Origin of the sequence: Plantactinospora sp. WMMB782 (assembly GCF_049179135.1) — a bacterium.
In the GTDB taxonomy this organism is placed as follows: Bacteria; Actinomycetota; Actinomycetes; order Mycobacteriales; family Micromonosporaceae; genus Plantactinospora.
The window spans coordinates 6,313,419-6,339,380 of sequence record NZ_JBMHMC010000007.1 but is presented as its reverse complement, the minus strand read 5'-3'; the positions used below and the strand labels follow the sequence as shown (position 1 = coordinate 6,339,380).

General features: G+C 72.2%; 25 protein-coding genes. 7 read left to right on the top strand and 18 right to left on the bottom strand.

What is annotated here, in order from left to right; translation table 11 throughout:
• The first annotated feature begins 211 nt into the window (after window positions 1–211).
• The gene (locus ACN28A_RS30325) at window positions 212–1,228 is read left to right on the top strand and encodes a LacI family DNA-binding transcriptional regulator (RefSeq protein ID WP_421404717.1); all 1,017 of its coding nucleotides are present in this window, start codon (window positions 212–214) and stop codon (window positions 1,226–1,228) included.
• A gap of 70 nt (window positions 1,229–1,298) precedes the next feature.
• Here ACN28A_RS30325 and ACN28A_RS30320 read toward each other — a convergent pair whose 3' ends face one another.
• From ACN28A_RS30320 to ACN28A_RS30310, 3 genes are all read right to left on the bottom strand, one after another.
• A complete protein-coding gene (locus ACN28A_RS30320) occupies window positions 1,299–2,651 on the bottom strand; it encodes a glycoside hydrolase family 43 protein (RefSeq protein ID WP_421400983.1) in 1,353 nt (450 codons plus the stop codon).
• Between the two features lie 122 nt (window positions 2,652–2,773).
• On the bottom strand, window positions 2,774–3,235 hold the full coding sequence (locus ACN28A_RS30315; RefSeq protein WP_421400981.1) for an amidohydrolase family protein: 462 nt from the start codon (window positions 3,233–3,235) through the stop codon (window positions 2,774–2,776).
• Between the two features lie 108 nt (window positions 3,236–3,343).
• Window positions 3,344–4,201, bottom strand: coding sequence for a helix-turn-helix domain-containing protein (locus tag ACN28A_RS30310; RefSeq protein ID WP_421400979.1), 858 nt, complete (start codon window positions 4,199–4,201; stop codon window positions 3,344–3,346).
• Between the two features lie 145 nt (window positions 4,202–4,346).
• Between ACN28A_RS30310 and ACN28A_RS30305 the strand changes: the two genes are divergently transcribed.
• From ACN28A_RS30305 to ACN28A_RS30295, 3 genes are all read left to right on the top strand, one after another.
• Window positions 4,347–5,435 carry an NAD(P)/FAD-dependent oxidoreductase gene (locus ACN28A_RS30305; RefSeq protein WP_421400976.1) on the top strand — a complete coding sequence of 363 codons (1,089 nt, stop codon included), beginning with the start codon at window positions 4,347–4,349 and terminating at the stop codon, window positions 5,433–5,435.
• Between the two features lie 175 nt (window positions 5,436–5,610).
• Window positions 5,611–6,069: a hypothetical protein gene (locus ACN28A_RS30300; RefSeq protein WP_421400974.1), complete on the top strand. Its 459-nt coding sequence runs from the start codon at window positions 5,611–5,613 to the stop codon at window positions 6,067–6,069.
• A 124-nt stretch (window positions 6,070–6,193) separates the two neighbouring features.
• Window positions 6,194–6,505, top strand: a complete 312-nt coding sequence (locus ACN28A_RS30295) for a hypothetical protein (RefSeq protein ID WP_421400972.1) — start codon at window positions 6,194–6,196, stop codon at window positions 6,503–6,505.
• 170 nt (window positions 6,506–6,675) lie between these two features.
• Here ACN28A_RS30295 and ACN28A_RS30290 read toward each other — a convergent pair whose 3' ends face one another.
• The 7 genes from ACN28A_RS30290 to ACN28A_RS30260 all read right to left on the bottom strand — a co-directional run bounded on the left by ACN28A_RS30290 (window position 6,676) and on the right by ACN28A_RS30260 (window position 14,918).
• Window positions 6,676–7,500 (bottom strand): 4'-phosphopantetheinyl transferase family protein, encoded by an 825-nt coding sequence (locus ACN28A_RS30290; protein ID WP_421400970.1) that lies wholly within the window; start codon window positions 7,498–7,500, stop codon window positions 6,676–6,678.
• A gap of 191 nt (window positions 7,501–7,691) precedes the next feature.
• Entirely contained in the window at window positions 7,692–8,378 is a 687-nt protein-coding gene (locus tag ACN28A_RS30285) for an L-ribulose-5-phosphate 4-epimerase (RefSeq protein ID WP_421400967.1), read from the bottom strand.
• On the bottom strand, window positions 8,375–10,042 hold the full coding sequence (araB, locus tag ACN28A_RS30280) for a ribulokinase (protein ID WP_421400965.1): 1,668 nt from the start codon (window positions 10,040–10,042) through the stop codon (window positions 8,375–8,377). The genes ACN28A_RS30285 and araB overlap by 4 nt, the downstream gene beginning before the upstream one ends.
• 175 nt (window positions 10,043–10,217) lie before the next feature.
• A complete protein-coding gene (yjfF, locus tag ACN28A_RS30275; protein WP_421400963.1) occupies window positions 10,218–11,216 on the bottom strand; it encodes a galactofuranose ABC transporter, permease protein YjfF in 999 nt (332 codons plus the stop codon).
• Window positions 11,213–12,268 (bottom strand): ABC transporter permease, encoded by a 1,056-nt coding sequence (locus tag ACN28A_RS30270; protein WP_421400960.1) that lies wholly within the window; start codon window positions 12,266–12,268, stop codon window positions 11,213–11,215. The genes yjfF and ACN28A_RS30270 overlap by 4 nt, the downstream gene beginning before the upstream one ends.
• Window positions 12,268–13,866: a sugar ABC transporter ATP-binding protein gene (locus ACN28A_RS30265; protein ID WP_421400957.1), complete on the bottom strand. Its 1,599-nt coding sequence runs from the start codon at window positions 13,864–13,866 to the stop codon at window positions 12,268–12,270. Before ACN28A_RS30265 ends, ACN28A_RS30270 begins: the two co-directional genes overlap by 1 nt.
• Window positions 13,867–13,973: 107 nt before the next feature.
• The gene (locus ACN28A_RS30260; RefSeq protein ID WP_421404716.1) at window positions 13,974–14,918 is read right to left on the bottom strand and encodes an ABC transporter substrate-binding protein; all 945 of its coding nucleotides are present in this window, start codon (window positions 14,916–14,918) and stop codon (window positions 13,974–13,976) included.
• Window positions 14,919–15,257: 339 nt separating this feature from the next.
• Here ACN28A_RS30260 and ACN28A_RS30255 point away from each other — a divergent pair, with 339 nt between their 5' ends.
• Together ACN28A_RS30255 and ACN28A_RS30250 are read left to right on the top strand one after the other, a co-directional pair.
• On the top strand, window positions 15,258–16,493 hold the full coding sequence (locus ACN28A_RS30255; protein ID WP_421400955.1) for a substrate-binding domain-containing protein: 1,236 nt from the start codon (window positions 15,258–15,260) through the stop codon (window positions 16,491–16,493).
• Window positions 16,494–16,770: 277 nt separating this feature from the next.
• Complete coding sequence (locus tag ACN28A_RS30250; RefSeq protein ID WP_421400952.1) at window positions 16,771–17,118, top strand: histone-like nucleoid-structuring protein Lsr2; 348 nt, start codon at window positions 16,771–16,773, stop codon at window positions 17,116–17,118.
• A gap of 143 nt (window positions 17,119–17,261) precedes the next feature.
• Here ACN28A_RS30250 and ACN28A_RS30245 read toward each other — a convergent pair whose 3' ends face one another.
• Window positions 17,262–18,539, bottom strand: a complete 1,278-nt coding sequence (locus tag ACN28A_RS30245) for an Ig-like domain-containing protein (RefSeq protein ID WP_421400949.1) — start codon at window positions 18,537–18,539, stop codon at window positions 17,262–17,264.
• 197 nt (window positions 18,540–18,736) lie between these two features.
• On the opposite strand from ACN28A_RS30245, the gene ACN28A_RS30240 reads away from it, so the two are divergent.
• Complete coding sequence (locus ACN28A_RS30240; protein ID WP_421400947.1) at window positions 18,737–19,345, top strand: DUF1349 domain-containing protein; 609 nt, start codon at window positions 18,737–18,739, stop codon at window positions 19,343–19,345.
• A gap of 28 nt (window positions 19,346–19,373) precedes the next feature.
• On the opposite strand, the gene ACN28A_RS30235 is transcribed toward ACN28A_RS30240, so the two are convergent.
• The 7 genes from ACN28A_RS30235 to ACN28A_RS30205 form a co-directional block, all read right to left on the bottom strand.
• Window positions 19,374–20,168: an IclR family transcriptional regulator gene (locus ACN28A_RS30235; RefSeq protein WP_421400945.1), complete on the bottom strand. Its 795-nt coding sequence runs from the start codon at window positions 20,166–20,168 to the stop codon at window positions 19,374–19,376.
• On the bottom strand, window positions 20,165–20,545 hold the full coding sequence (gene pcaC, locus ACN28A_RS30230; protein ID WP_421400942.1) for a 4-carboxymuconolactone decarboxylase: 381 nt from the start codon (window positions 20,543–20,545) through the stop codon (window positions 20,165–20,167). Before pcaC ends, ACN28A_RS30235 begins: the two co-directional genes overlap by 4 nt.
• Window positions 20,538–21,497, bottom strand: coding sequence for a 3-oxoadipate enol-lactonase (gene pcaD / locus ACN28A_RS30225; RefSeq protein ID WP_421400939.1), 960 nt, complete (start codon window positions 21,495–21,497; stop codon window positions 20,538–20,540). The genes pcaC and pcaD overlap by 8 nt, the downstream gene beginning before the upstream one ends.
• The gene (gene pcaB / locus ACN28A_RS30220) at window positions 21,494–22,999 is read right to left on the bottom strand and encodes a 3-carboxy-cis,cis-muconate cycloisomerase (RefSeq protein ID WP_421400936.1); all 1,506 of its coding nucleotides are present in this window, start codon (window positions 22,997–22,999) and stop codon (window positions 21,494–21,496) included. Before pcaB ends, pcaD begins: the two co-directional genes overlap by 4 nt.
• Window positions 22,974–23,693, bottom strand: a complete 720-nt coding sequence (gene pcaG, locus ACN28A_RS30215; protein ID WP_421400934.1) for a protocatechuate 3,4-dioxygenase subunit alpha — start codon at window positions 23,691–23,693, stop codon at window positions 22,974–22,976. The genes pcaB and pcaG overlap by 26 nt, the downstream gene beginning before the upstream one ends.
• The gene (gene pcaH / locus ACN28A_RS30210; protein WP_421404714.1) at window positions 23,686–24,399 is read right to left on the bottom strand and encodes a protocatechuate 3,4-dioxygenase subunit beta; all 714 of its coding nucleotides are present in this window, start codon (window positions 24,397–24,399) and stop codon (window positions 23,686–23,688) included. Before pcaH ends, pcaG begins: the two co-directional genes overlap by 8 nt.
• A gap of 203 nt (window positions 24,400–24,602) precedes the next feature.
• Entirely contained in the window at window positions 24,603–25,784 is a 1,182-nt protein-coding gene (locus ACN28A_RS30205) for a thiolase family protein (protein ID WP_421400932.1), read from the bottom strand.
• Window positions 25,785–25,962: the final 178 nt, after the last annotated feature.

Genomic DNA, 25,962 nt, shown 5'->3' with positions numbered 1-25,962 from the left:
CGGTCGAAGGCGGGACCGGGGCGCGGAACAGCCGGACGGACCGAAAACGTAACCTGGTCGAACGCGTGCCGTCGCGACCGCCGACCAGGGTGGTGGGGCTAACCTGAATCGAACGTCCGGCGTCGCCGGCGGGGGCGGAAGGCGGTTGGGCATCGTGCTGGCGAAGGAGAACCGGGTGACCACGCCGTCGCGCGCCGGGCGCCCGGCGGTGATGACCGACGTGGCCCGACTCGCCGGAGTGTCGCACCAGACGGTCTCCAGGGTGATCAACGGTCATCCACGGGTCCGGCCGGAGACCCGGGACCGGGTGGTCCGGGCGATGGCCGAGCTGAGTTACCGGCCGAACGCGATGGCCCGGGCCCTGGCCAGTCGCCGCTCCCGGGTGCTCGGGGTGGTGAGCTTCGACACCATCCTCTTCGGGCCGGCCTCGACGTTGCTCGGCATCGAGCGCGCCGCCCGGGCCGCCGGTTACGGGGTCAGCATCGTCACCCTGGAAAAGGTCGACCGCCGCGGCGTACTCAGCGCGGTCGAGGCGCTGGACGGGCAGGGCGTCGACGGGGTCATCATCATCGCGCCGCAGATGGCCGCCGCCGCCGCACTGCACAGCCTGCCGGACGGAATGGCGGCGGTGGCGGTCGAGGCCGGGCAGGACAGTGGACTCCCCTCGGTCTCGGTCGACCAGGTGGCCGGCGCCCGGCTCGCCGTCCGGCACCTGCTCGAACTCGGGCACCGGACCGTCTGGCACGTCTCCGGGCCGAGCGACTGGCTGGAGGCGGGCGACCGGATCATCGGCTGGCGGCAGACCCTGGAGGAGGCCGGTGCCGCCGTACCGCCGATCATCTCCGGGGACTGGAGCGCCCGCTCCGGCTACGCGGCCGGTACGGCGCTGGCCGGCAACCCGGACGTCACCGCGGTCTTCGTCGCCAACGACCAGATGGCGCTCGGCCTGCTGCGCGCCCTGCACGAGCGGGGCGTCCGGGTGCCGGCCGACATCAGCGTCGTCGCCTTCGACGACATCCCCGAGGCGGAGTTCATGCTGCCGCCGCTGACCACCGTGCGGCAGGACTTCGACGAGGTGGGCCGGCGCGGCATGGCGACCCTGTTGCAACTGCTCGACGCCGCCGGCCGGACCGGCGGACCGCTTCCGGTGCTCTCCAGCACCACCCCCATCGAGCCGACCCTGGTGATCCGGCAGAGCACCGCCGCACCCTCCGCCGGCCGGAGCTGACCGGCGGCCCGTCCCGCTCCGTCAGACCCACGCGCCCTTCGCGTCCACGTTTCGTCAGGGCGACGCTTCGTCAGGCCCACGGGTTCGTCGGCCGGAACGAGCTGTCCGCCCGGAAGGTCGCGTTGTCGGCGTACCAGTCGATCCGCAGTTGGTAGTCGTAGTGCCGCAGGTACCGGCCCGGATAGTTGTGGGACTCCAGGGCGACCGTGCCGGTCACCGAACCGGGCCGGGCGCAGAAGGTGGCGTCGCCGCGGAAGGTCGCCGTGCCGTCGCTCGGGTCCAGGCGCAGCCGGTAGTCGTAGTGCCGCAGGTAGCGGCCACCAGTCCCGGTGAAGGAGTAGCAGTTCGGGTCGGCCAGACCGGCGACCACGGTGAAGGTGGCGTCCTGCCGGGTCTGCGCCGGGCTCGACGCGGAGACCGGGTCGACGTATCCGAGGTTGTCCCGGTGCCGGACGTACCGGTCCGGGAAGTTCACCGACTGGAACGACCGGGTCGCGCCGACCGGCAGGGTGACCCCGCCGGGAACCGTCTCCCTGAGTACGGTGAAGTGCCGGGCGAAGCCGGAGAGCCCGGGCAGCTGGGTCGGGGCGGTCCAGGTGTTGAAGCCGTCGTAGCTGTCGCTGAACAGGTACTGCCCGACCGTGTAGCCGTCGAAGAAGATCCGCCAGCCGCCGTTGTCCAACTGCACCAGCGCCTGCCCCTCGCGCGGTCCACCCCAGCCGGCCCAGTTGCCGGTACGCCGCATCGTGTACGGCCCGGTCAGGCTGCTCGCCGTGGCGTACTCGACGAACTTGGTCGTCTCCTGTTTGGTGAAGGCGTGGTAGGTCCCGCCGACCTTCACCACGAAGGTGTCGATGTAGTTCGGCCCGATCCCGCTCAGTACGGCCGGCGCGTCGAACGCGGTGAGCGAGGCGTTCGTCGCCCGCAGCCGGTACGGCTTGAAGTCCGCGCCGTTGGTGGAGAGCGAGACGATGACGTTGACGCTGCCGTCGGTGTCGACGAACCACTCGGGTGCCCAGGTGTTCTGCACCGTCAACGGGATGGTGTGGTTGCGCAGGAACGTCCAGTTGACCCGGTCGGTGCTGGTGGCGAAGCCGATGGTGTTCCCGGTCCAGTTGGTCGTGTAGACGATGTAGTACCGCCCGTCGGTGTGCCGGATGATGCTCGGGTCCCGGATCAGTCCGGAGGGCGGGGTGTAGGCCGGTCCGCGCAGCAGCCGGAAGCCGGTGGCGTCCGGCGACTCGTAGACGTACATGTTGGATTCGCTGCTGTTGGTGAACGCGGTCATGGTGTAGCGGGTGGCCTGGCCGGGTGGCGGGGCGGCGGCCCCGGCCGGTGCCGCCGGCACGACCGCCCCGGCCACCACCAGCAACGCGGCGGAGGCCACCGCCAGCCATCGGGAACGGGTGGGTGCTCCGGTCATCGTCGCCACCTCCGGCGGGTGCGAGCCTGCCGTTGCCGGCATGGTGTGAGCGTTAACATACCCCGCCCGGACCACCCCTTCAATAGAACCACACCGATATATCGATCGGCATCACGCCGGAGCTAGGCCGCCCGTGCCCGGGCCGGGACGGCGCCGTGGCACGGGCAGCCGACCATCGCGACCGCCCCGGCCGGCGCCGCCCCGGACATCGCGGCCGCCGCCTCCTCGACCCCGCGCAGCAGCCCGTCCAGCGCCGCCCGGTCGAGGTAGCGGCCCCGCACCACCACCCCGGTGATCCGCCGGGTGTTGCCGATCGCGGTGAGTGGGTTCGCGTCCAGCACCACCAGGTCGGCGGCACAGCCCCGGGCCACCCGGCCGGTGCGGGCGCCGAGGAAGCTCGCCGGCTCGGCGGTCGCGGCGTGCAGCGCGGCCATCGGCGTCAGCCCGGCGTCCACCAGGAACCCCAGCTCGTCGTGTACCGAGAACCCCGGGTACACGCCGCAGGTGCCGACGTCGGTGCCGACCATCAGCGGTACCCCGGCCCGGTGCAGCTCGCCGGTCATCCGGAGCCGGTGCGCGAACATCGCCGCCCACCGCGGATCGTCCGCCGGCGAGCGGTCCTTGAGATAGAACTCCTCGAGGGCGTCTGCCCCCGGGTCCTGATCGGCAGGCCCCGCCGGTGCTTCGGCGGATCAGCCGGGGACGGCCCGCAGGCCGTGCGGGCGGCGGAGGCCGTCCAGCCGGTCGAGCGCGGCGGCGGTCGCCGGGTCGGCCGGCAGGTAGACCACCAGTCGCTGGTCGTCCTCGGCGGCGAGGTCGAGCATCTCGTACGCCAGCCGCAGCTCACCCACCTCGGGATGCCGCCACCGGAGGATCCCGTTCGACCTCGGCAGTCCGGGCACCGTGCCGGCGCGGCGGCTGAAAGCCTCTCCGGCGGCCAGGGTCAGCTCGTCGGCGAGGCCCGCCACGTGCCGGTCGGCCCGGAAGGGTCCGTGCTTGAGCATCGCCACCTGCTCGTCGGCGACGTGCTCCCAGTCGGGGTACGCGGTGCGGGCCCGCCGGTCGGTGAAGACGTACCGGGCGAAGTTCGGCACCGGCCCGTCCAGCAGGCCGATCGGTCCGGCCAGCCGCTCGAAGCCAACGGTCCGGCCGACGATCTCGTTGAGCCGGTTGAGCAGCATCGCCGGGGTCGGCTCCAGGCGGGTGAGCAGCGCCCGCACCGTGGCCCGGACGTCGCGACCGGGAACGGCGTCGCCGAGGCAGCTGAAGCCGCTGCCGGACGCCTTGCTCAGCCGGTACACGTGCACCCGCTGGCTCGGGGTCAGCCGCAGTGCCTCGCCGAGCGCCGTGAGCACCTGTGCGGAGGGGTGCCGGTCGCGGCCCTGTTCGAGCCGGGTGAGGTATTCCACGCTGACTCCGGCGAGCATCGCGACCTCGGCCCGGCGCAGCCCCGAGATGCGCCGCCGGGGACCGGCCGGCAGGCCGACCTCGGCGGGACTGATCGCCGCGCGGCGGGACCGGAGGAACATCCCCAGTTCGTTGTCGCCCACGGCCCGAACCTAACAGCCCGATCGGCTCGGCACGGTAGCCCTGTCGGTACCACCATCGGCACGGCCTTCCCGCTCTCGGCGGCGGCCCGCAGAGTCGCGGCATGCGGTCGGTCGACCGCGACCAGACTCCTCGGAAGGTGTTGCTGTGGCTCCCACTGTGGCTGTGCTCGGCGGCGGATACGGCGGAATCAGCGTGGCGAAGGCGCTCGACGACGTGGCCGACGTCGTCCTGGTCGAACCCCGGGAAACGTTCGTGCACAACGTCGCCGCGTTACGCGCCGCCGTCGATCCGGACTGGACCGACCGGATCTTCATCCCGTACGACAACCTGCTCGTCCGGGGCCGGGTGCTGCGCGACCGCGCGGTCCGGGTGCACCCGACCGCCGTCGAACTCGGCTCCGGTACCCGGCTTCCGGTCGACTACCTGGTGCTGGCGACCGGTTCGCGCGCGCCGTACCCGGCGAAGCTGGACGTCGAGGACGCGGCCGGCGCCACCGGGAAGCTCCGCGCCACCCGGGCGGAGCTGCTCCGGGCCGACCGGGTGCTGCTGCTCGGCGCCGGGCCGATCGGGGTCGAGTTCGCCGGCGAGCTCAGGTCGGCCTGGCCGGAGAAGAGCGTCACGGTCGTCGACCCGTCCGCCGAGCCGGTCACCGGCCGCTTTCCGGCCGCCTTCCGGGCCGAGCTGGCTGCCCAGCTCGCCGGGCTGAATGTCGAACTGGTGCTCGGCACCGCCCTGCGGGAGCTGCCGCCCACCCCTCCCGGCCGGACCGGCGGCTTCACCGTCACCACCGGCTCCGGGGTCCGGATCAGCGCCGACATCTGGTTCCCCTGCTTCGGCGGTGGCGTACACAGCGACCACCTGGGTCCGGAGCTGCGTCCGGCCCGCCGCCCGGACGGCCGCCTCACCGTCACCCCGCAGCTACGGCTGCCCAACCAGGAAACGGTCTTCGCGGTCGGCGACGTCACCGCGATCCCGGAGCTGAAGCTGGCCCGGTCCGCGCACCAGCACGCCGAGGTGGTCGCGGCGAACATCCGGACCCTGATCCGGGGCGGCGGGAAGCTGTCCAGCTACCGCGCGGCGCCGGACGCCCTGGTCCTCCCGCTCGGGCCGAAGGGCGGGGTCGGCTACGACCCCGACGCGGGGGTGCTCGGCGTCGGCCCGACGGTGGAGCTGAAGGGCGGGCTCTTCCTCGACATGTACCGACACCTGCTCGGCGCGGCCGTTCCGGACTGATCCGGCGGCCGTTCCGGACTTGACCGGGGTGCCTGCGGTCGACCGGCCGTGAGCGCAGCGGGCCGGCACCTGGCGCGACCGCACCCGGAGGCGCTGGCCGACGAGGACCTCGGGCTGGGCCGCTGGTGCGGAAGCCACCCCGGCCCGATTTGCCGCAGACGGTTAACCTGGGCCGATGTTGAAGGCCCGCAGGATCAGCACGTGGCGCAACCGCTTCGAGGTCAGCGTGCAGGATCGGGTCGTGACGACCTGGGACAGCGGCTTCTGGCGCAACACCGCCGAGTTCGACCTGGACGGCCGGCGTTACCAGATGCGCGGCAACGCGTGGGGAACCCGCTACGCCATGGTCGACGCGGCGGGTGGCACCGTCGCGTCGGCCGAGCGGGTCGGCCGGAAGCGCTGGACGGTCGAGGCGGACGGCCAGACCTACCACTTCCAGCGCGCCTCGCTGTTCAGCTCCGAGCAGGAACTGCACACCGCCGGACACCGGGTCGGCTCGGTGAAGCGGACCAGCTTCTGGCGGGGCGACGTGCTGGCCGAGCTGCCCGGCCTGTCGTTGCCGGTGCAGATCTTCACCCTCGGCGTCGTGATCATGATGTGGAACCAGGAGGCGGCCGCCGCCGCGGCCAGTTGACCCGCCCCCGGCCACCCGCCGGCGCCGGCACCCGGGTCGGGCCGACCGGGAAAAACCGATAACAGCAGACCCTTCCGCACCTTTGCGGGCATGCTCAGATGATGGGCGGGGAAGGGAGTACGGCGTGAGGAACTACGACGACGACTGGACCGAGGACCAGCGCGCGCTGTACGACGAGTGCTACGACCTGGGCGAGTCCTGGGCAGGTGACCCGGACACGGACAGCGACGAGCTCCAGGACGTGATCAACCTTGCCGAGGCCGACGACGACGAACTCGCCGACGTCGACCTCAACTATCCCCCGCTGGTCGACGCCGTGGCCGAGGCGACCGGGGAGCAGGTGACAAGCGTGACCGCCGACCGGGACGATCCGGCCTTCCGGGGCTTCCTCGACGGGGTCCGGGCAGGCGCCGAGGAGGACGTCTTCGGACTCTGAGCGGTCCCCCGGTACGCCATGCCGCGCCCTCGGCCACCGTCCCCGGTTGCCGGAGGGCGGCCCACCCCGGCGCGGCACCGGGGCGCCGAGGTGGTGCCGCGCCACCGGGACGACGAGGGTGGGCGACGCCGGGACGAACCGGGCCGCGCTGGGCTGGTGGGCAGACCCGCTCAGGCCAGGTCGGGAGCCGGCGGGTGACCGGCCGGGAACGTGGCCGGGAAGTCGGCCCGGCTGATCCGGACCGGCAGGCTGGAGAGCACCGCCACGGCGGCGGTGTAGTCCGGGCCGACGTCGAGGTCGTGCAGCTGCACCGGACCGTCGAGGGGGCGCTCGGCGGTCCAGTCGACCAGCCGGGCCGGCTGGTCCGGCGGGGTGAGCGTGATCTGGTTCATCGGTACGGCCAGTCCGTGCCCGGTCGCCTTCAGCAGCGCCTCCTTGCGGGCCCAGTACCCGAAGAACGCCCGCCGGGCCGACTCCGTCGGCTGCTCGTTCCACCAGCGCAGTTCGGCCGGCGCGAGCACGCTCCCGCTCAACGCGGCCACGTCGGTGCCGTCGGTCAGCTCCTGCACGTCCAGGCCCACCGGGTCGGTCGCCACCGCCACCGCCACCCACTCTCCGGAGTGGGTGAGCGAGAAGTCGAGTTTGCCGGCCGGCTGGTCGACCACCGGCTTGCCGTGCCCGGCTCCGCAGTGCCGGCAGTGCCGGGAGAAGCGCAGCTCGCCGGCGGGTACCCCGAGGTAGTGCCCGAGCAGCATCCGTACCCCGACGTGCCCGGCCCGGTAGCGGTCCCGGTCGGCATCCTGGCGGAATCTGGCGTGCCGCTGCCGTTCCTCGTCGTCGAGCACGTCGAGCAGGTCGAGTCCGCGGGCCGGTCCGACCGGCAACCGCCACACCTGACACTCCCCCGGCTCCGGCGGCACCGGCGCACCCGCGCCGGCAGTCGTCGGCGCGACCGTGCCGGGCAGGTCGTCGGCGGGACGGCGGGTTCCGGTCAACAGGCACCACCAGGGATCGCGGATGTACGGCGGGCACGTGCGCCCGCCCGAAGAAGGGTCTGGCGCGAGCATGCCAGCCCGACAGCCGGCGCACCAGCCCGACCCGGCACGGCCCGACCCGGCACGGCACCGGCTCGCCGGTGCGGTGCCGGCGGGCCGGGGAGGCGTCCGCGTCCCGACGACGGCACGGGTCAGCGCTGGCCGTAGACCCCCTGGTAGCGCTCGTAGAGGGCGTCGATGTGCTGCGGCTCGATCGGCACCAGTGGGCCGCCGGTCCGGGCGATGTGCACGGTACGCGCGACGTCCTCGCACATCACCGCCGCCTTCACCGCCGCCTTGGCGCTGGCCCCGATGGTGAAGACCCCGTGGTTGCGCATCAGCACCGCCGGCGAACGGTGCCCGTCCAGGGTGGCGACGATGCCCTTGCCGATGTCGTCGCCGCCGATCAGCGCGAACGGGCCCACCGGGATCTCCCCGCCGAACTCGTCGGCCATCGCGGTGATCACGCACGGGATCGCCTCGTCCCGGGCCGCCCAGGCGGTGGCGTACGGGCTGTGCGTGTGCACGACGCCGTTGACCTGGGGCATGTGCCGGTAGACGTACGCGTGCGCGTCGGTGTCGCTGGACGGCGAGTGGTTGCCGTCGACGACGTCCCCGTGCAGGGTCGTCACCACCATCGACTCCGGGGTCAGGTCGTCGTACGACACGCCGCTTGGCTTGATCACCATCAGGTCGGCGCCGGGCACCCGGGCGCTGATGTTGCCGCTGGTCCAGGTGACCAGCTCCCACCTGGTGAGCTGCTCGTGCAGCCGGCACACCTCCTGGCGGATCCGGGCGACCGCCTCGCTGATCGTGCCGGTGGGTTCGCCGCTGGTCATCGCCGGGCCTCCTCGCGTAGCGCGTGCAGCCGGTGCAGCACGTCGTTGCCGCCCCGGCCGAAGTAGTCGTGCAGCCGCTCGTACTCGGCGTAGAGCCGGTCGTAGACGTCGGCGCTGGCCGGGTCGGGCTGGTAGACGCCGTGCCGGACCTTGCCCATCGCGGCGGCCGCGGCCGTGATGTCCGGGTACGCCCCGGCGGCCACCGCCGCGTGGATCGCCGAGCCCAGCGCCGGTCCCTGGTCGGAGTCGATCACCGAGAGCGGCCGGCGCAGCACGTCGGCGTAGACCTGCATCAGGAACGCGTTCCTGAGCAGCCCGCCGGCCACGATGAACTCGGTCACCGGCACCCCGGCGTTCTCGAAGGCGGCGACGATGGTCCGGGTGCCGAAGGCGGTCGCCTCGATCAGCGCCCGGTACTGGTCCTCGGGGCGGGTGGCCAGGGTCTGCCCGACGATCACGCCGGAGAGGTCGTGGTCGACGAGTACCGAACGGTTGCCGTTGTGCCAGTCGAGCGCGACCAGCCCGTGCTGGCCGGGACGCTGGGCGGCGGCCAGTTCGGTCAGGTACTCGTGCACCCCGAGGCCGCGCCGGTCCGCCTCCCGCGCGTAGTCGGCGGGTACGCAGTGCTCGACGAACCAGCCGAAGATGTCCCCGACGCCGCTCTGCCCGGCCTCGTAGCCGAGCCGGCCGGGCACGATGCCGTCCCGGACGACGCCGCACATCCCGGGTACCTCGGCCAGGGTGTCCGCGACCATCACGTGGCAGGTCGAGGTGCCCATGATGGCGAGCAGTTGACCCGGCTCGACGGCGTTCGCGGCGGCGGCGGTGACGTGCGCGTCGACGTTGCCGACCGCGACCGCGATCCCGGCCGGCAGCCCGGTGACGGCCGCCGCCTCCGGGGTGAGCCGCCCGGCCAGCCCGCCGAGCGGGGCTAGCGGATGGTCCAACCGGGTCCGCACGAAGTCGGCGAAGTCGGGGTGCAGCGCGGCCAGGTACTCCTCGGAGGGGTACTGCCCGTCCTGGTGGATGCCCTTGTAGCCGGCGGTGCAGACGTTGCGGGTCTCCTCGCCGCAGAGCTGCCAGATGATCCAGTCCGCCGCCTCGATCCACCGCTCGGTCCGGACGTAGACCTCGGGGTCCTCGGTGAGCACCTGGAGCGCCTTGGCGAACTGCCACTCGGCGGAGATCCGGCCGCCGTACCGGGGCAGCCACGCCTCGCCGCGCTCCGCGGCCAGCTCGTTGATCCGGTCGGCGTGCCGCTGCGCGGCGTGGTGCTTCCAGAGCTTCGGGTACGCGTGCGGCCGGTCGGCGAGCCCGGGAACCTCGTTCAGCGGGGTGCCGTCGGCCAGGGTGGGCAGCACGGTGCAGGCGGTGAAGTCGGTGCCGATCCCGACCACCGCCTCGGCCGGTACGGAGGCTGCCGAGAGTGCCTTCGGCACCGCCTCGCGGAGTACCGACCGCCAGTCCTCCGGCATCTGCAACGCCCAGCCGCCGGGCAGTTTCGCCCCGGTCTCCGGCAGCCGGTCGTCGATCACCCCGTGCTGGTACTCGTGCACCGCCGAGCCGAGTTCGGCGCCGTCCGAGACCCGGACCACCACCGCCCGGCCGGAGAGCGTGCCGAAGTCGACGCCCACCACGTACCGGTCCGCACCGTTAGCGCTCACTCGTGTCCCTCCTGGACGTTCCTGTTCCCTCGCCGGCCCGCACCGCCGGGCCGGCTTCCCGGGGCTGGCGGCGACCACGACACGTGGGTCACCACCCCCGTCAGCCAACCATGGTGTTAGCGCTACCACCAGGCCGGGGGACGCCTCCCGGCACCGAGCCGCCGCCGACCGGCGCTTACGGTTGTCGCTTGGTCACAGCGCGTTGCAGCACGATGAACACGAAGAGCAACACGCCGATCACGATCTTTGTCCACCAGGAGCTGAGGTTGCCCTGGAAGGTGACGATCGTCTGGATCAGCCCGAGCACCAGCACCCCGAGCACGGTGCCGACCAGATAGCCCGAGCCGCCGGTCAACAGGGTGCCGCCGATCACCACCGCGGCGATCGCGTCGAGTTCGAGGCCGACCCCGTGCCCGTTGTTGCCGGAGAGCATGTAGAAGCTGAGCAGCACGCCGCCGAGCGCCGAGCAGAACCCGCTGATGGTGTAGACCGCGATCCGGGTACGCGCCACCGGCAGCCCCATCAGCAGCGCCGACTGCGGGTTGCCGCCGATCGCGTACGTGTTGCGGCCCAGCCTGGTGTAGCCGAGCACGTAGATGCCGACCGCCACCACCAGCAGCGCGATGACCACGCTGACGGAGATGAAGAAGCCGCCGAACCGGATCCGGTGCTGCGCGATCGAGGTCCAGAACGGGTCGTCGATGGTGATCGAGGAGGTGCTGATGGTGTAGCAGAGCCCCCGGGCCAGGAACATCCCGGCCAGCGTGACGATGAAGGGCTGGATCTCGAAGTAGTGGATGATGCAGCCCATCGCGAAGCCGAGCAGGGCGCCGATCAGCAGCACCAGCGGCAGCACCAGGTACGGCGACCAGCCCCGTTCCTCCAGCAGCGAGGCGGAGAGCATTGTGGTCAGCGCCACCACCGAGCCGACCGAGAGGTCGATGCCGCCGGTCAGGATCACGAAGGTCATGCCGACCGCGACCACGAGCAGGAACGCGTTGTCGACGAAGACGTTGAGCACGACCTGGGTGTCGGAGAAGCCGTCGTAGCGCAGCACCCCGGCGCTGTACATCAGGACCAGCAGGGCGGAGGTGGCGAAGATCGGCAGGTACTTCTGCTGCGGCCGCAGTGCCCGCACCCGCCCGTTCGCGACGGTCCCGGGAACCGCGCTCATGCCGGCACCTCCACCTTCGATTGCGGTTGGGGCTCGGGCGCGGGTGGCGGCGGGGGTTTGCGGCGCCGACCGAAGACCTTGGCCCGGAAGGCCGGCGACTGGAGCAGGCAGACGATCGTCACGACCAGCGCCTTGAACAGCAGCGTGGTCTCCGGCGGGATGCCGATGCTGTAGATGGTGGTGGTGAGTGTCTGGATGATCAGCGCGCCCAGCACCGTACCGCCGAGCGAGAACCGGCCGCCGGCCAGCGACGTACCGCCGATCACCACCGCCAGGATGGCGTCCAGCTCGATCCAGAGGCCGGCGTTGTTGCCGTCCGCGCTGGAGACGTTGGAGCTGATCATCAGGCCGGCGACCCCGGCGCAGAACGCGGCGAAGACGTACCCGGTGAAGATGATCCGCCGGGCGTGGATGCCGGCCAGCCGGCTCGCCTCGGCGTTGCCGCCCACCGACTCGATCAGCAGGCCGAGCGCGGTACGCCGGGTCAGCAGCAGCGCCAGCCCGAAGACCAGCAGCGCGATCAGGATCGAGAACGGCACGGTCAGCCAGTAGCCGCCGCCGATCAGCTTGTACGGCGAACTGTTGATCGTGATGATCTGCCCGTCGGTGATGAGCTGGGCCAGCCCCCGCCCGGCGACCATCAGGATCAGGGTGGCGATGATCGGCTGGATGCCGACCTGGGCGACCAGCAGGCCGTTCCAGGCCCCGAGCAACAGGGCCAGCCCGAGGGCGAGCCCGACCGCCATCAGGACCCCGACGACGCTGTTCTGGTCGCCCAGCTCGCTGATCCGCAGGCAGGCCAGCGCGCCGCAGATGGCGACCACCGAGCCGACCGACAGGTCGATGCCGCCGGTGGCGATCACCAGGGTCATGCCGAGCGAGACCAGGATCAGCGGTGCCCCGAACCGGACGATGTCGATCAGGTTGCCGTAGAGGTGCCCCTGCCGGACGTCGACGGCGAAGAAGTCGGGAGTGAAGAACAGGTTGCTGACCAGCAGCACCACCAGGGTCAGCACCGGCCAGAAGAACCGGTGCCGGACAAGGTTTGCCATCACGCCTCCTCCCGGACGACGGCAACGTCCGGATCGTGCGGTTGCGGTGTCGCGTCCGGCGACGCCGTGCCGGGACCACTGGCGATGATCGCCAGGATCCGGTCGGCGGTCACCTCGTCGTCGTTGGCCAGCTCGTCGACCATCCGGCGGTCCCGGAGTACGGCGATCTTGTGGCTGAGCCGGAGCACCTCCTCCAGCTCGGCGGAGATGAACAGCACCGCCATCCCGCCGTCGGAGAGGGTGACCACCAGGCGCTGGATCTCGGCCTTGGCGCCGACGTCGATGCCCCGGGTCGGCTCGTCCAGGATCAGCAGCCGCGGTTCGGTGATCAGCCAGCGGGCCAGCAGCACCTTCTGCTGGTTGCCGCCGCTGAGCTGGCCGACCAGCGCCTCGGGGTTGGCCGGCACGATGCGCAGCGCCTTGACGTACCTGTCGACGAGCTCGTCCTGGCGGCGTCGGGGCAGCGGCCGGGACCAGCCCCGGGCGGCCTGGAGCGCCAGGATGATGTTCTCCCGGACGGTGAGTTCGGCGACCAGCCCCTCGGTGCGCCGGTTCTCCGAGCAGAAGGCGATGTCCCGGGCCATCGCGGTGCGCGGGCCCCGCATGGCCACCGGTTCGCCGTCCACCTTCAGCTCCCCGGCGTCGGCCCGGTCCGCGCCGAAGAGCAGCCGGGCCACCTCGGTACGCCCCGAGCCGAGCAACCCGGCCAGCCCGACCACCTCACCCCGGTGGATGGTGAGGCTGAACGGGGCGATCGCCCCGCTGCGGCCCAGCCCGGCGGCCTCGACCACCGGCCGGTCGCGTTCCAGCGCCGCCAGCGAGGGCCGGGGCTGCTCCTCCAGCTCCTCCAGCGCCGCGAGTTCCTTGCCGATCATCGCGCTGACCAGGTCGAGCTGGCTCAACTCCCGGGTGGCGTACTCGCCGACCCGGCGCCCGTTGCGCAGCACTGTCATCCGGTCGGAGATCTCGTAGACCTGGTCGAGGAAGTGGCTGACGAAGAGGATCGCCATCCCCTCCTCCTTGAGCTGGCGCATCACCCGGAAGAGCTGCCCGACCTCGTCGGCGTCCAGACTGGAGGTCGGCTCGTCCAGGATCAGCACCTTGGCCGAGATGTCGATCGCCCGGGCGATCGCCACCATCTGCTGCAGCGCCAGCGAGAGGCTGCCGAGCGGGGCCGTGACGTCGACGTCCAGGCCCAGCCCGTCGAGCAGCAGCCGGGAGCGCCGCCGCAGCTCGCTCCAGTGGATCGCGCCGAAGCGGCGCGGCTCCCGGCCGATGTAGATGTTCTCCGCGACGGAGAGGTTGGCGCAGAGGTTGACCTCCTGGTAGACGGTGCTGATCCCGGCCTGCTGCGCCTGCAACGGGCCGGTGAAGCGGACCGGGGTGCCGCCGAGGACTATCTCGCCCTCGTCCACGTCGTACACCCCGGTCAGCACCTTGATCAGCGTCGACTTGCCGGCGCCGTTCTCGCCCATCAGCGCGTGCACCTCGCCGGGGAAGAGCCGGAAGTCGACCTCGTCGAGTGCCCGTACACCGGGGAACCGTTTGCCGATGCCGGCCATGGTCAGGATCGCCCGGGGCGCCCCCGACGTCTCCATCCGCTCTCCTCCTCCGTCGCGGTCGTTGCGGCTGTGGCGCGGTCGCCGCGCCGGCGTCGTCTCGCGTCAGCTCGTACTGCCGGCGTGGGTGGCCGCGCCCGCCTCGGCTAGTACTGCCGGGTCGGCAGCGCCGCCTTGGCCTGTTCCTGGTTGAACGTGGTCTCCTCGGTGACCACCCGCTCCGGCACCGTCTCACCGGCGACGACCTTCTTCACCAGGTCCATCAGCTGTGGGCCGAGCAGCGGACTGCACTCGACGATGAAGTTGATCTTGCCGTCGGCGAGCGCCTGCATGCCGTCCTTCACCGCGTCGACCGTGATGATCTTGATGTCGACGCCCGGCTTCAGGCCGGCACCCTCGATCGCCTCGATCGCGCCGAGACCCATGTCGTCGTTGTGCGCGTAGAGCACGTCGATGTCCTTGTTGGCCTTGAGGAAGGCGTCCATCACCTCCTTGCCCTTGGCCCGGGTGAACTCGCCGGTCTGCGAGGCGATCACCTTGAACTTCGGGTCCGCCTTGATGACCTCCGCGAAGCCGGACTTGCGGTCGTTGGCCGGCGCCGAACCCGTGCTGCCCTGCAGCTCCACGATGTTCACCGGCTCACTCTTGCCCTGGTATTCGGTGACCAGCCACTCACCGGCCTTCTTCCCCTCGAGCACGAAGTCGGACCCGATGAAGGACTTGTACAGCGTCTTGTCCGGTGAGTCGATCGCCCGGTCGGTCAGGATGACCGGGATCTTGGCGTCCTTCGCCTCCCGGAGCACCGTGTCCCATCCGGACTCCACCACCGGCGAGAAGGCGATCACGTCGACCTTCTGGGTGATGTACGACCGGATCGCCTTGATCTGGTTCTCCTGCTTCTGCTGCGCGTCGGAGAACTGGAGTTCGATCCCGGCCTCCTTGGCCGAGTCCTGGATGGACTTGGTGTTCGCGGTACGCCAACCACTCTCGGCGCCCACCTGCGCGAAGCCCAGCGTGATCTTGCCGTCGTCGGTACCGGAGCCGCTGCCCTCGCCGCCGTCGCCTCCGCAGGCGGCCAACGCGGTCACCATCAGTCCGCCGAGTACAACGGCGGAGATCTTTTTCAGCACCGTTTCCTCCTCGCCTGGGAACATCGTTGTCTGTCGTAGTTACCGTTCACACGCACGGCCGACCGACACCCCTGGTCATCACCCACGTGATGCCGGAGGATCCTGGATCCGGCCTAGTCTGCCACCAAGAACGCCGACCCTCAGGGCACGCCGGACGATCTACAGGGCTTCCTGTTTCGTGAGTGTTAACGTTCTCATGCCGGCCGTCAAGGGGTACTTCCGGCGACGGTATGGATCCGTGATGATCGAACTCCGGCGGACCCGCACCGGCACGGCCGGCCGAGACGAAGGAGCGCGGCGTTGACTGCTGACCGTATCGACGCCGGCAACCAGCCGGCCGGCCCGCCGCCCCGGACCCGGGGCTCGGTGATGCGCGACGTCGCGCGCCTGGCCGGGGTCTCCCACCAGACCGTCTCCCGGGTGCTGAACGACCACCCGAACGTCCGACCCGAGACCCGCGAACGGGTACTCGCCGCGATGCGGGCGCTGAACTACCGGCGCAACTCGGCGGCCCGGACCCTGGTGACCCGCCGGTCCCGGACGCTGGGACTGATCGCCTACGAGACCACGCTCTTCGGCCCCGCATCCACTCTGTACGGTCTCGAACAGGCCGCCCGGGCAGCCGGCTACTTCGTCAGCGTGGCGACCGTACGGGCCCTGGAGCGGGAATCGGTGCTGGACGCGGTCGGCCGGCTCTGCGAGCAGTCGGTCGAGGGCATCGTGGCGATCGCACCGCAGAGCAGCGTGGGTACGGCGCTGGCCCAGGCGCCGCCCGGACTGGCCGTGGTCGGCGTGGGCGGCGGTGGCGAACACGTGCCGACGGTCTGCATCGACAACGCCACCGGGGCGGCGATGGCCACCCGGCACCTGCTCGGGCTCGGGCACACCACGGTGCAGCACATCGCCGGTCCGCCGGACTGGCCGGAGGCGCGGGACCGGATCGACGGCTGGCGGGGGGCGCTGCACGCCGCCGGTGCCCCGGTGCCGGCACCCCGGCTCGGCGACTGGAGTGCCCGGGCCGGTTACGAACACGGCCGGGCGCTCGCCGCCGACCCGACGGTCACCGCCATCTTCTGCGGCAACGACCAGATCGCCCTCGGCGCGCTGCGCGCCCTGCACGAGGCCGGCCGCCGGGTACCCGAGGAGGTGAGCGTGGTGGGCTTCGACGACGTACCGGAATCGGGCTATTTCCTGCCGCCGCTGACCACCGTCCGGCAGGACTTCGCCGAGCTCGGCAGGCGCAGCCTGGACCTGCTGATCGAGCAGCTGGAAAGCGGCAGCACCAGGACCGACCGCCGGGTCGCCCTGACTCCCCGGTTCGTCGTCCGGACCAGTTCCGGTCCGGCGCCTTCCGCACGGACGTCTTCCCGTCCCGCGCCTTCCGGTTCCACGCCTTCCGGTTCCGCGTCCTCCGGTCCGGCACCGTCCCTTCCGGCGCCCTCCGGTCCGGCACCTTCCCTTCCGGCGCCCTCCGGTCCGGCCTCTTCCCTTCCGGCACCGTCCCTTCCGGCACCTTCCGGTCCGGCGTCGGGCTGACCGCCGCGCCCGGCCCACCCGGTGGGTACCCGGAATGGCGGCGGGCGGATTAATCGACATAGCGCGCGGGCCGGCAATGACACCGCCCACCCGGTGCCGTGTGCTCGGCATACCACGGAAGCCTTACTCGTGGCGGGAAACCCCGCGCAGCAAGGCGCGGAACTGAACAGGCCGAGGCCGCCGCGACGCGCGGGAAATACCCAATGGCTTGCAGAATTGGCACACGATCAGTCAAACTCGACTCCTGGCAATAAATGCTCACGAGGAGTAATCGACCATGGCGAAGCAGGTAATCACACTTCTGACCGACGACCTCGACGGCGGCGAGGCCGACCGCACTGTCGAGTTCGGCCTGGACGGCGTCAACTACACCATTGACCTGTCCGATAAGAACGCCGGCAAGCTCCGCAAGGCGCTGGACGTTTACATCCACGCGGGCAGCAGGGTAGGACGCGGCGCCGTCGAAAGCCGTCGGTCGGGTCGGCGCGGTGCCGCCACGAGCCCGACCCGCAGTGACCGCGACCTGAACCGCGCCATCCGGGAATGGGCCGTGCAGAACGGCTACGAGGTTTCCGAGCGGGGTCGTATTCCGTCGAACGTGGTGCAGGCGTACAACAGCCGGTGAGCCGGTGGGGACACGCGCGTGGGCGTACCCGATTTCCACCGGCACCGCCCGCCCGGTGCGACCACCACCCGCGACCGCCAGGTGCCACCGGCGACGCCTCGTCGCCGGTGGCACGCGCGTGCCGGCCGCCCGCCGCCGGGCCGTCAGCGGCCGCCGGGGCTCGACGACGACCGCGGCGCCGCCGGCTTCTCGGCGGCCGGCGGGCCGCCGCCGGCCGGTGCACCGGGCGTCGGCGACGCCGGCCTGATGTCGGCGGGTACCGGCAGGGCACTGCCCTTGACGAACTCGTCCCAGCCCACGTTCCAGGCGGTCCAACCGTTGCCCTGGTCGAGGGTGACCTCGGTGCCCCTGATGGTGACGAGGTCGCCGATCCTGGTCGTCTCCATCAGCCACTCCGAGTTCTCGTCCGAGACGTTTGTGCAGCCGTGCGAGACGTTGCGTTCGCCCTGGTCGCCGACGGACCACGGCGCGGCGTGGATGAACTCACCACCCCAGGTCAGCCGCTGTGCGTTGGAGACGGTGACCACGTAGGGGTCCGGGGATCCCGTGGTGTCGAAGACCGTGGACTCGTGCTTCTCCATGATCACCATCTTGCCGCTCGACGTCGGTGTACTGCTCTTGCCGAGGCTCACCGGAATCTTCCTGACCAGCACGTCGTCCTTGAACACCGACATCTGCTTGGTGGAGTTGTCGATCTCCAGGAACTGCCGGTTGCCGATCTTCGCCGTGCCGCCCCGGTCGGTGTCGCCGTAGCTGCCGCCGCCCATCGGCACCCCGTCCAGCGCCGCCCGGACACCGATCGTGGTGCCCGGCCGCCAGAAGTCGGGAGCCCGGTAGGAGACCTGGCGGCCGTTCCCGTCCCACGACCAGACCCCCGGCTGCGGCGGGTCGGTGCTGACCAGCAGCCGCCGCTGGATCCCCGGCCGGGCGTCGGCCGGGATGTCGGAGTCGAATGACAACGTTATCGGCATCGCCACGCCGTAGGTCTGGTCACTCTGCAGATTAAGGTTGGTCACCGTCCGCTTAGCCGGTTTGTCCATGGTGCTGAAGGTCGTCTTCTGGGTGACCGCCTTCCCGGCGGCATTCTTCGCCGTTACCTCCGCGGTATAGGTCTGCTTGTTCGCCAGCGCCCTGGTCGGCATCCAGCTCGTACCATCGGCCCGCATCGCGCCATCGACCCGGGCGCCGCCGGCATCGGTCAGCACCACGTCGGTGACCTTCCCGTCCGTCACCGCCGTACCGATCTCGACACTGGTCGGCAGATCCCGGCTATCCGGCGCGGGGGTAATCGCCAGCTTCGCCGGAGGCGGCGCCGGCCGGCCGGCCCGGTTGAGCGGATTGCCCGTACAGCCCGCCACAACCAGTGGTATGGCGGTCATCACGAGCATCATCAACAACACCGCTCGACGCCTCAGTACCATGCTCCCCCCACCCCATTCCCTCCGCTCCCGGCCGCAGCCTTTCGCGCTGGATCGTCCCGCCGCGGCGCGGCGAGAACCGCCATTACCCGGGGAATCGCCGCTCGACCGGGCGGTAAACCCCGGATGGACCGGTGGTTTTTTCCCGTTCCGCCGCCGACGGGTGCCCGCGGCCGTGTGGTTTCTGGCATCCTGCTCGGATGCAGCAGATCGATCTCGGCCTACCGGCACCGCTCGCGTGGGCGGTCGCGCCGCCCGACTGGGCCGGCGACGGCAACACCGGGCTGACCGTGAGCGCACCGGCCGAGACCGACATCTTCGTGGACCCGGCCGGCGGTGAGCCGGTGCTGTCGGCGCCCCGCCTGCTGGGTCCGGCGCCGGAAGGCGACTTCCAGTTCTCGGCCCGGGTCAGGGTCGACTTCGCCGCCAGCTACGACGCCGGCTGCCTGATCCTCTGGTCAGGGCCCCGACACTGGGCCAAGCTCGCCTACGAACGCTCGCCACAGGGTGCCCCGATGGTGGTCTCGGTGATCACCCGCGACGTCTCCGACGACGCCAACGGCTTCGTGGTCGCCGACGGCGCCCCACTCTGGCTGCGGATCTCCCGGCTCGGCCCGGCCTGGGCGTTCCACGCCAGCACCGACGGGGCGCGCTGGGAGTTCGTCCGGCACTTCCGGCTCGATCCGGCCGCGACAGCGGTGGAGCTCGGCCTCTCCGCGCAGTCGCCGACCGGTGCCGGCTGCGCGGTCTGGTTCGACCGGATCGGCTTCTCGGCGAGCCCGCTGGGAGATCTGCGCGACGGCCGGTAGTCCCACCGCCCACCCGACCTCGCCGCACTCAGCGCCGCTGTCCGCCGCGCAGGTCCTCCTCGATCCGCTTCGCGGTGGTGAGCAGCGGCGGCAACAGCTCCTTGCGGATCGCCTCGGAACTGCCCCGGCTGGCGCGCGCGGAGACGTTCAACGCCGCGATCACCGCACCGTCGGCGTCCCGGATCGGCGCCGCCAGCGACCGCAGTCCCTCCTCGAGTTCCTGGTCGACGATGGCGAAACCCTGGTTGCCGATCCGGGTCAGGATGGTCCGCAGCCGCGCCGGGTCGGTGACCGTACGCCGGGTGAGTGGACGCAACTCGGCGGTGCCGAGGTAGTCGTCGAGCCACCGGGCCGGCTGGGCGGCCAGCAGCACCCGCCCCATCGAGGTGGCGTACGCCGGGAAGCGGGTGCCGACGCTTATCGCGACCGTCATGATCCGTTTCGTCGGCACCCGGGCCACGTAGACCACCTCGTCGCCGTCGAGCACCGACATCGAGCAGGACTCGTGCACCTGCGCGACCAGGCTCTCCATGTGCGGCTGGGCGACCTCCGGCAGGCTCAGGCTGGACAGGTAGGCGTAGCCGAGTTCGAGGATGCGGGCGCGCAGCGAGAAGAGCCGCCCGTCGGTACGCATGTAGCCGAGTTCGACCAGGGTGAGCAGGAACCGCCGGGCGGCCGCCCGGGTCAGCCCGGTGGACCGGGCCACCTCGCTGAGCGTCAACTGCGGATGGTCGGCGTCGAACGCCCGGATGACCGCGAGCCCGCGCTCCAGCGACTGGACGAACTCGCCAGCCCGGGTCGTCTCCCCGGTCACCTCGGTCACCCGTCCTCCTGCCGCAGCACCTCCTGGGCGACCTTGAACGCCCGGTTTCCCGCTGGAACGCCAGCGTAGACGCTCACCTGGAGCAGGACCTCCCGCACCTCCTCGCGGGTCAGCCCGTTGCGCAGCGCGGCCCGGACGTGCATCGCCAACTCCTCGTCGTGGTGCAGGGTGGCCAGCACGGCGAGCGTGACGCAGCTACGGACCCGCCGGTCCAGTCCGGGCCGGGTCCAGATCTCGCCCCAGGCGTACCGGGTGATCAGGTCCTGGAAGTCCGCGGTGAGGTCGTCGGTGCCGGCGACGGCGCGGTCCACGTGCGCGTCGCCGAGCACCTCGCGCCGGACCTCCATCCCGGCGGCGTGCCGCTCCCGGTCATCCATCGACCCACCCCTCCCGACCGCCCCGCTCCTCCCGGCTGGACTGCTCCTCCCGGCTGGACTGCTCCTCCCGACCGCCCCGCTCCTCCTGTCCGTCTCGCCGGCTCCGGCCGGTATCGGCCCCGCCGTCGCCGAGACCGGCAGCGGCGGTGCCGGAATCCGCACCGGCGGCGCTGCCACCGGGGTCGAGAGCGGCGGCGAGGTGGGCGAGGATCAGCCGGCCGACCCGGTCGGGCTGCTCCACACTGGCCAGGTGGGCGGCGTCGTCGAGCACGCTGAGCCGGGCACCGGGAATCCGGTCGGCCAGCAACCGGGCGTGCTCGACCGGGACAGCCGGGTCGTCGGCACCCGCCAGCACCAGGGTCGGCGCGGTGATCCGGGCCAGGTCGTCCCGCAGGTCCATTCCGGCGATCGCCTCGCAGCAGCCGGCGTACCCCTCGGGCGGGGTGGCGGTGAGCATCGACCGGTACGCGGCGACCAGTTCCGGCCGGCGCACGGCGAAATCCGGGGTGAACCAGCGACCGAGCACCGCGTCGGCGACCGCCGCCATCCCGCCGGCCCGGGTGGTGGCGGCCCGGTCCCGCCAGCCTGCGGCCGGACCGAGCCGCGCCGAGGTGCAGAGCAGCACCAGCCGGTCGATCCGGTCGGGAGCGTTGGCGGCGAGCCACATCCCGACCATCCCACCGAGGGAGAGCCCGGCGTACGAGACCCGGGGCAGGTCGAGGTCGTCCAGCAGCCCGAGTACGGCCCGGCCCAGCTCAGCGATCGTGTAGGGCCCGGCCGGCACGTCGGAGTCGCCGTGCCCGAGGTGGTCGTACCGGATCACCCGGTACCGCCGGGTCAGCGCCGGCAACTGCGGCAGCCACATCGCCCCGGAGGTGCCGAGCGAGCTGCCGAGTACCAGCGCCGGTGCTCCGGCCGGCCCGTCGACGCAGGCGTGCAGCCGAGCGTTCACCGCGGCTCCCCCGCATCCCGGTAAGCCCCCGCATCCCGGTATGCCCCCGACGCCCGGTACTCCGCCAGCGCCCGGTCCACGAAGGTGCCGGCCGAGCCGAGCCAGTTGGCCGGATCCAGTACCCGGTCCAGTTCCTCCTCGGCCAACTCGGCCCGGACGGCCGGGTCGGCCAACAACGCCGCCCGGAAGTCCGGTGCGGCGGCGGCCCGGGCCACCGTCCCGTGCGCACCGGCCCGGCCGAGTGCCGGGGCGAGCCGGGCGGCGACCGCCTCGGCGAGGGTCCGGCCGCCCAGCGCCTCGAGGTTGTGCCGCATCCGCTCCGGACGCACCTGCAGCCCGGCGAGCAACCGGGCGGTCCGACCGGCCGTCCCGCCCGCGAGCCGGAGCAGGTCGAGCAGCGGCTCCCACTCGGCGTGCCAGCCGCCGGCGGCCCGTTCCTGCTCCTGGACGGCGGCGGCGAAGAGCGTGCCGACCAGGTGTGGTCCGCGCCGGGCCGCCGCGCCGAGCAGCACGGCGTCCACCGGGTTGCGCTTGTGCGGCATCGCCGACGAGCCGCCCCGGCCCGGACCGCCGCCCTCGGCGACCTCGGCCAGCTCGGTCTGGGCCAGCAACCCGACGTCCAGGCCGATCTTGCCGGCGGCCGCGAGCAGGCTGCCGAGCGCGGCGGCCAGGTCGAGCAGTGGTTGCCGCCGGGTGTGCCAGGGCAGCCGGGGCGCGGCGAGACCGAGTCGGGCGGCCAGCCGGTCGACGATTTCCGGTCCGGCCGGGCCGAGCGCGGCCAGCGTGCCGACCGGACCGCCGAGCTGCACCGGCAGCGCGGACCGGGCGGCGACCAGCCGACTCCGGGCGTCCAGCAGGCCGAGCAACCAGCCGGCTGCCTTCAGGCCGAAGGTGGTGGGCGCGGCGGCCTGGCCGAGGGTACGGGCCAGCAGCACCGTCTCCCGGTGCCGGTCGGCGAGCCCGGCGGCGGCACCGGCCGCGGCGTCGAGGTGGCGCAGCAGCGGCTCGCCGGCCCGGACGGCCAGTAGGGACAGCGCGCTGTCCAGCACGTCCTGGCTGGTCGCGCCGTGGTGCACCCAGGGCCGGGCGGTGCTCGGCACCGCCTCGGTGAGCTGGCGGACCAGTGGTACCACCGGGTTGCCGGCGGCGTCGGCTCCCTCGGCGAGCGCGGCGAGGTCGAACAGCTCCGGCCGGCAGTGCCGGGCGATCTCCCCGGCGGCCGGCTCCGGCAGCGCCCCGCACTCGGCGCCCGCCGCGGCGAGTGTCCGCTCGACGTCCAGCATCGCGGTCAGCAGCGCCCGGTCGGTCAGCTCGGCATCCACCTCGGCAACGCCGCTGAGCCCGGTGAGCAGTCCATCGGCTGTCCGGGCGGCCGTGCCGTCGGCCCCGACGTCGCCGGTGCCGACGCCCACGTCGCCGGTGCCGTCGGCGGCGTTCCTGCTGGCGGCGCCGATGCCGTCGGCGGCGGACGCCGGCTCAGAGCGCGAAGAAGACGGTCTCATCCGGACCCTGTAGGTGGATGTCGAACCGGAACCCGTCCGGAGCCGGCCGGGCGATCAGGGTGGGGCGGCGGGCCGGGTCGATCGCCCCGAGCACCGGGTCGGCGAAATTCGCCGCCGCCTCGTCCGGGAAGTAGAGCCGGGTCACCAGCCGGTGCAGCAGCCCACGGGCGAAGACCGACAGGTTCAGGTGCGGCGCCTCGGTCTCGCCGTCCGGGCCGGGCAGCGCGCCGGGTTTCAGGGTACGGATCGCGTACCGGCCCTCGGCGTCGGTGGCGCTGCGTCCGAAGCCGCGGAATCCGGGCACCGCCGACCGGCGGGCGCCCCGGGGATCGTCCGGATGGTCGAACCGGCCCTCCGGATCGGCCTGCCAGCTCTCCACCAGCGCGTCCGGCACCGCCGCCCCGGCACCGTCGAAGACCTGGCCGCGGATCCAGATCTCGCCCCGGGTACCCGCCGGCACCACGTCCGGGCCGTCCGGCCAGAGCAGGCCGATGTGCAGGTACGGCCCCACCGTCTGCGAGGGTGTCGAGCCGAGCGACGGCGTCGGGGCGAGTGCCGGGGAGCCGGCCGGTGGCGGGGCGGTGCCGACGGCCGGGGCGGTGCCGACAGTCGGGCCGCTGCCGAAGGCCGGGGTCAGGTCGGGGTGTCCGGTCGGCTCGGGCTGCTCGACCAGGTCGGGGTGCTGCTCAGTCATCGTCGTCGCCGTCCTCGAAGGGGGTCGCCTCCCGGCCGCGCAGCACCACGTCGAACTCGAAGCCGAGCGCCCACTCCGGCTCGGTCACCGAATGGTCGTAGCGGGAGACCAGCCGTTCCCGGGCCAGCGGGTCGCGGACCGAGTTGAAGATCGGGTCCTGGAAGAAGAGCGGGTCGCCCGGGAAGTACATCTGGGTGACCAACCGCTGGGTGAAGGCCCTGCCGAAGAGGGAGAAGTGGATGTGTGCCGGCCGCCAGGCGTTGGGGTGGTTGCGCCAGGGATAGGCGCCCGGCTGCACCGTGACGAACCGGTAGCGCCCGTCGGCGTCGGTCAGGGTCCGACCCACGCCGGTGAAGTTCGGGTCCAGCGGTGCCGGCCAGTTGTCGAGCGCGTGCCGGTACCGGCCGGCGGCGTTCGGCTGCCAGATCTCCACCAGGGTGTCCGGCACCGGCCGGCCGTCGCCGTCCAGCACCCGGCCGTGCACGATGATTCGCTGGCCGAGCGGTTCTCCGGCGTGCTGCCGGGTCAGGTCGTGGTCCAGCTCGCCGAGCCGGCCGTCGCCGAGCAGCGGCCCGGTCACCTCGGTCAGCCGCTGTGGCAGCAGGGCCAGCGGCTGCTTCGGGGCGCGCAGGCTTGTCGAACCGTAGTCGGGGAAGAGCATCGGTGGATGGGTGTCCGGGTCGTCGTGCCGGTAGCGGGGCAGCATCAGCCCGCCGGACCGGTCCGGCGGATCCGCCGGCAGGTCGGAACCGGCACTGCGGATGTGGTCGGTGGTCATCGCCGTCCTCCCGTCGAGCTTCCACTTCGGCCCTCGGACCGACTCCGGTACGGCCCTCCGACCGTGCCAGGTACGGCCCTCGGACCGTGTCCGGTACGGCCCTCGGACCCTCCGGTGCGACCCGTCGGGCCTCAGGCTTCCAGTACGACGGCCAGGCCCTGACCGACGCCGATGCAGATGGCGGCGAGGCCCAGCCCGCCGCCGCGGCGGTGCAGTTGCCAGGCCAGCGAGCCGAGGATGCGCGACCCGGAGGAGCCGAGCGGGTGGCCGAGGGCGATCGCCCCACCCTGCGGGTTCACGATCTCCGGGTCGAGTTCCTTCCACTGTGCCAGGCAGGCCAGCGACTGGGCGGCGAACGCCTCGTTGAGTTCCACCACGGCCAGGTCCGACCAGTCGACGCCGGCCCGGCACAACGCCTGTTCGGCGGCGCGTACCGGGCCGATGCCGAACAGTTGCGGGTCGACGCCGACCACCGCGCGGGAGACGATCCGGGCCAGCGGGCTGCGACCGGCCGCCTCCGCACCGGCCCGGTCGGCGAGCAGCAGCGCGCTCGCCCCGTCGTTGAGCGGGGAGGAGTTGCCGGCGGTCACCGTGCCGTCCGGCCGGAACACCGGCTTGAGCCGGGCCAGCGCCTCGGTCGTGGTGCCCGGCCGGATGCTCTCGTCGGTCTCCAGGTCGGTGCCGGGGACCGTACTGACCTCGTCGGCGTACGCCCCGGCGGCCCACGCCCCGGCGGCGAGCCGCTGGCTGCGTACGGCGAAGGCGTCCTGCTCGTCGCGGGAGATCCCGTACCGCTGGGCGAGGATCTCGGTGCACTCGCCGAGCGAGGCGGTCCACTCGGCCGGCATCGCCGGGTTCACCATGCGCCAGCCGAGGGTGGTGGAGTGCAGCGTCTCGTGGCCGCGCGGGTAGCCGTTCCCGGGCTTGGGCAGCACCCAGGGTGCCCGGGTCATCGACTCGACTCCCCCGGCGACGCAGATCGAGGCGTCGCCGACCGCGATCGCCCGGCTCGCCCCGATCACCGCCTCCAGGCCGGAGCCGCAGAGCCGGTTGACCGTCGCACCGGGCACCGTCGGTGGCAGGCCGGCGAGCAGCACGGCCATCCGGGCCACGTCCCGGTTCTCCTCACCGGCGCCGTTGGCGTTGCCGAGGAGCACGTCGTCGATCCGGGTCGGGTCCAGGTCGGGGCTGCGTCGGAGGAGTTCCCGTAGTACGTGCGCGGCGAGGTCGTCGGGGCGTACCTGCGCGAGCGCGCCGCCGTACCGCCCGATCGGGGTCCGTACGGCGTCGAGCACGTACACGTCGTTGGTCACCTTGCCTCCACCTCGTCGCCGCCGTTCCCGCAGCTCAAGAAGCGTTCGCCATACGCACTCCCGTGCTCTTGACGAACGTAGTCCCCACGCCGGCGATCCGTCAACGAACCCCGCGACCTCGGTCGGCGGGCCCCCGGGACCGCTCGGCGCAGCGCCCCGTCGCTCACCGGAGAAGTTG

Coding starts and splice junctions, on each gene's coding strand:
- ACN28A_RS30300 (WP_421400974.1), top strand. CDS start 5,611: ATGTTGAAGGCCCGCAGGATCAGCACGTGGCGCAACCGCTTCGAGGTC.
- ACN28A_RS30245 (WP_421400949.1), bottom strand. CDS start 18,539: ATGGTACTGAGGCGTCGAGCGGTGTTGTTGATGATGCTCGTGATGACC.
- pcaH (WP_421404714.1), bottom strand. CDS start 24,399: ATGCTGCCCCGCTACCGGCACGACGACCCGGACACCCATCCACCGATG.
- ACN28A_RS30270 (WP_421400960.1), bottom strand. CDS start 12,268: ATGGCAAACCTTGTCCGGCACCGGTTCTTCTGGCCGGTGCTGACCCTG.
- ACN28A_RS30325 (WP_421404717.1), top strand. CDS start 212: ATGACCGACGTGGCCCGACTCGCCGGAGTGTCGCACCAGACGGTCTCC.
- ACN28A_RS30315 (WP_421400981.1), bottom strand. CDS start 3,235: ATGTTCGCGCACCGGCTCCGGATGACCGGCGAGCTGCACCGGGCCGGG.
- ACN28A_RS30285 (WP_421400967.1), bottom strand. CDS start 8,378: ATGACCAGCGGCGAACCCACCGGCACGATCAGCGAGGCGGTCGCCCGG.
- yjfF (WP_421400963.1), bottom strand. CDS start 11,216: ATGAGCGCGGTTCCCGGGACCGTCGCGAACGGGCGGGTGCGGGCACTG.
- ACN28A_RS30265 (WP_421400957.1), bottom strand. CDS start 13,866: ATGGAGACGTCGGGGGCGCCCCGGGCGATCCTGACCATGGCCGGCATC.
- ACN28A_RS30320 (WP_421400983.1), bottom strand. CDS start 2,651: ATGACCGGAGCACCCACCCGTTCCCGATGGCTGGCGGTGGCCTCCGCC.
- ACN28A_RS30260 (WP_421404716.1), bottom strand. CDS start 14,918: ATGGTGACCGCGTTGGCCGCCTGCGGAGGCGACGGCGGCGAGGGCAGC.
- ACN28A_RS30240 (WP_421400947.1), top strand. CDS start 18,737: ATGCAGCAGATCGATCTCGGCCTACCGGCACCGCTCGCGTGGGCGGTC.
- pcaG (WP_421400934.1), bottom strand. CDS start 23,693: ATGACTGAGCAGCACCCCGACCTGGTCGAGCAGCCCGAGCCGACCGGA.
- ACN28A_RS30250 (WP_421400952.1), top strand. CDS start 16,771: ATGGCGAAGCAGGTAATCACACTTCTGACCGACGACCTCGACGGCGGC.
- pcaC (WP_421400942.1), bottom strand. CDS start 20,545: ATGGATGACCGGGAGCGGCACGCCGCCGGGATGGAGGTCCGGCGCGAG.
- pcaB (WP_421400936.1), bottom strand. CDS start 22,999: ATGAGACCGTCTTCTTCGCGCTCTGAGCCGGCGTCCGCCGCCGACGGC.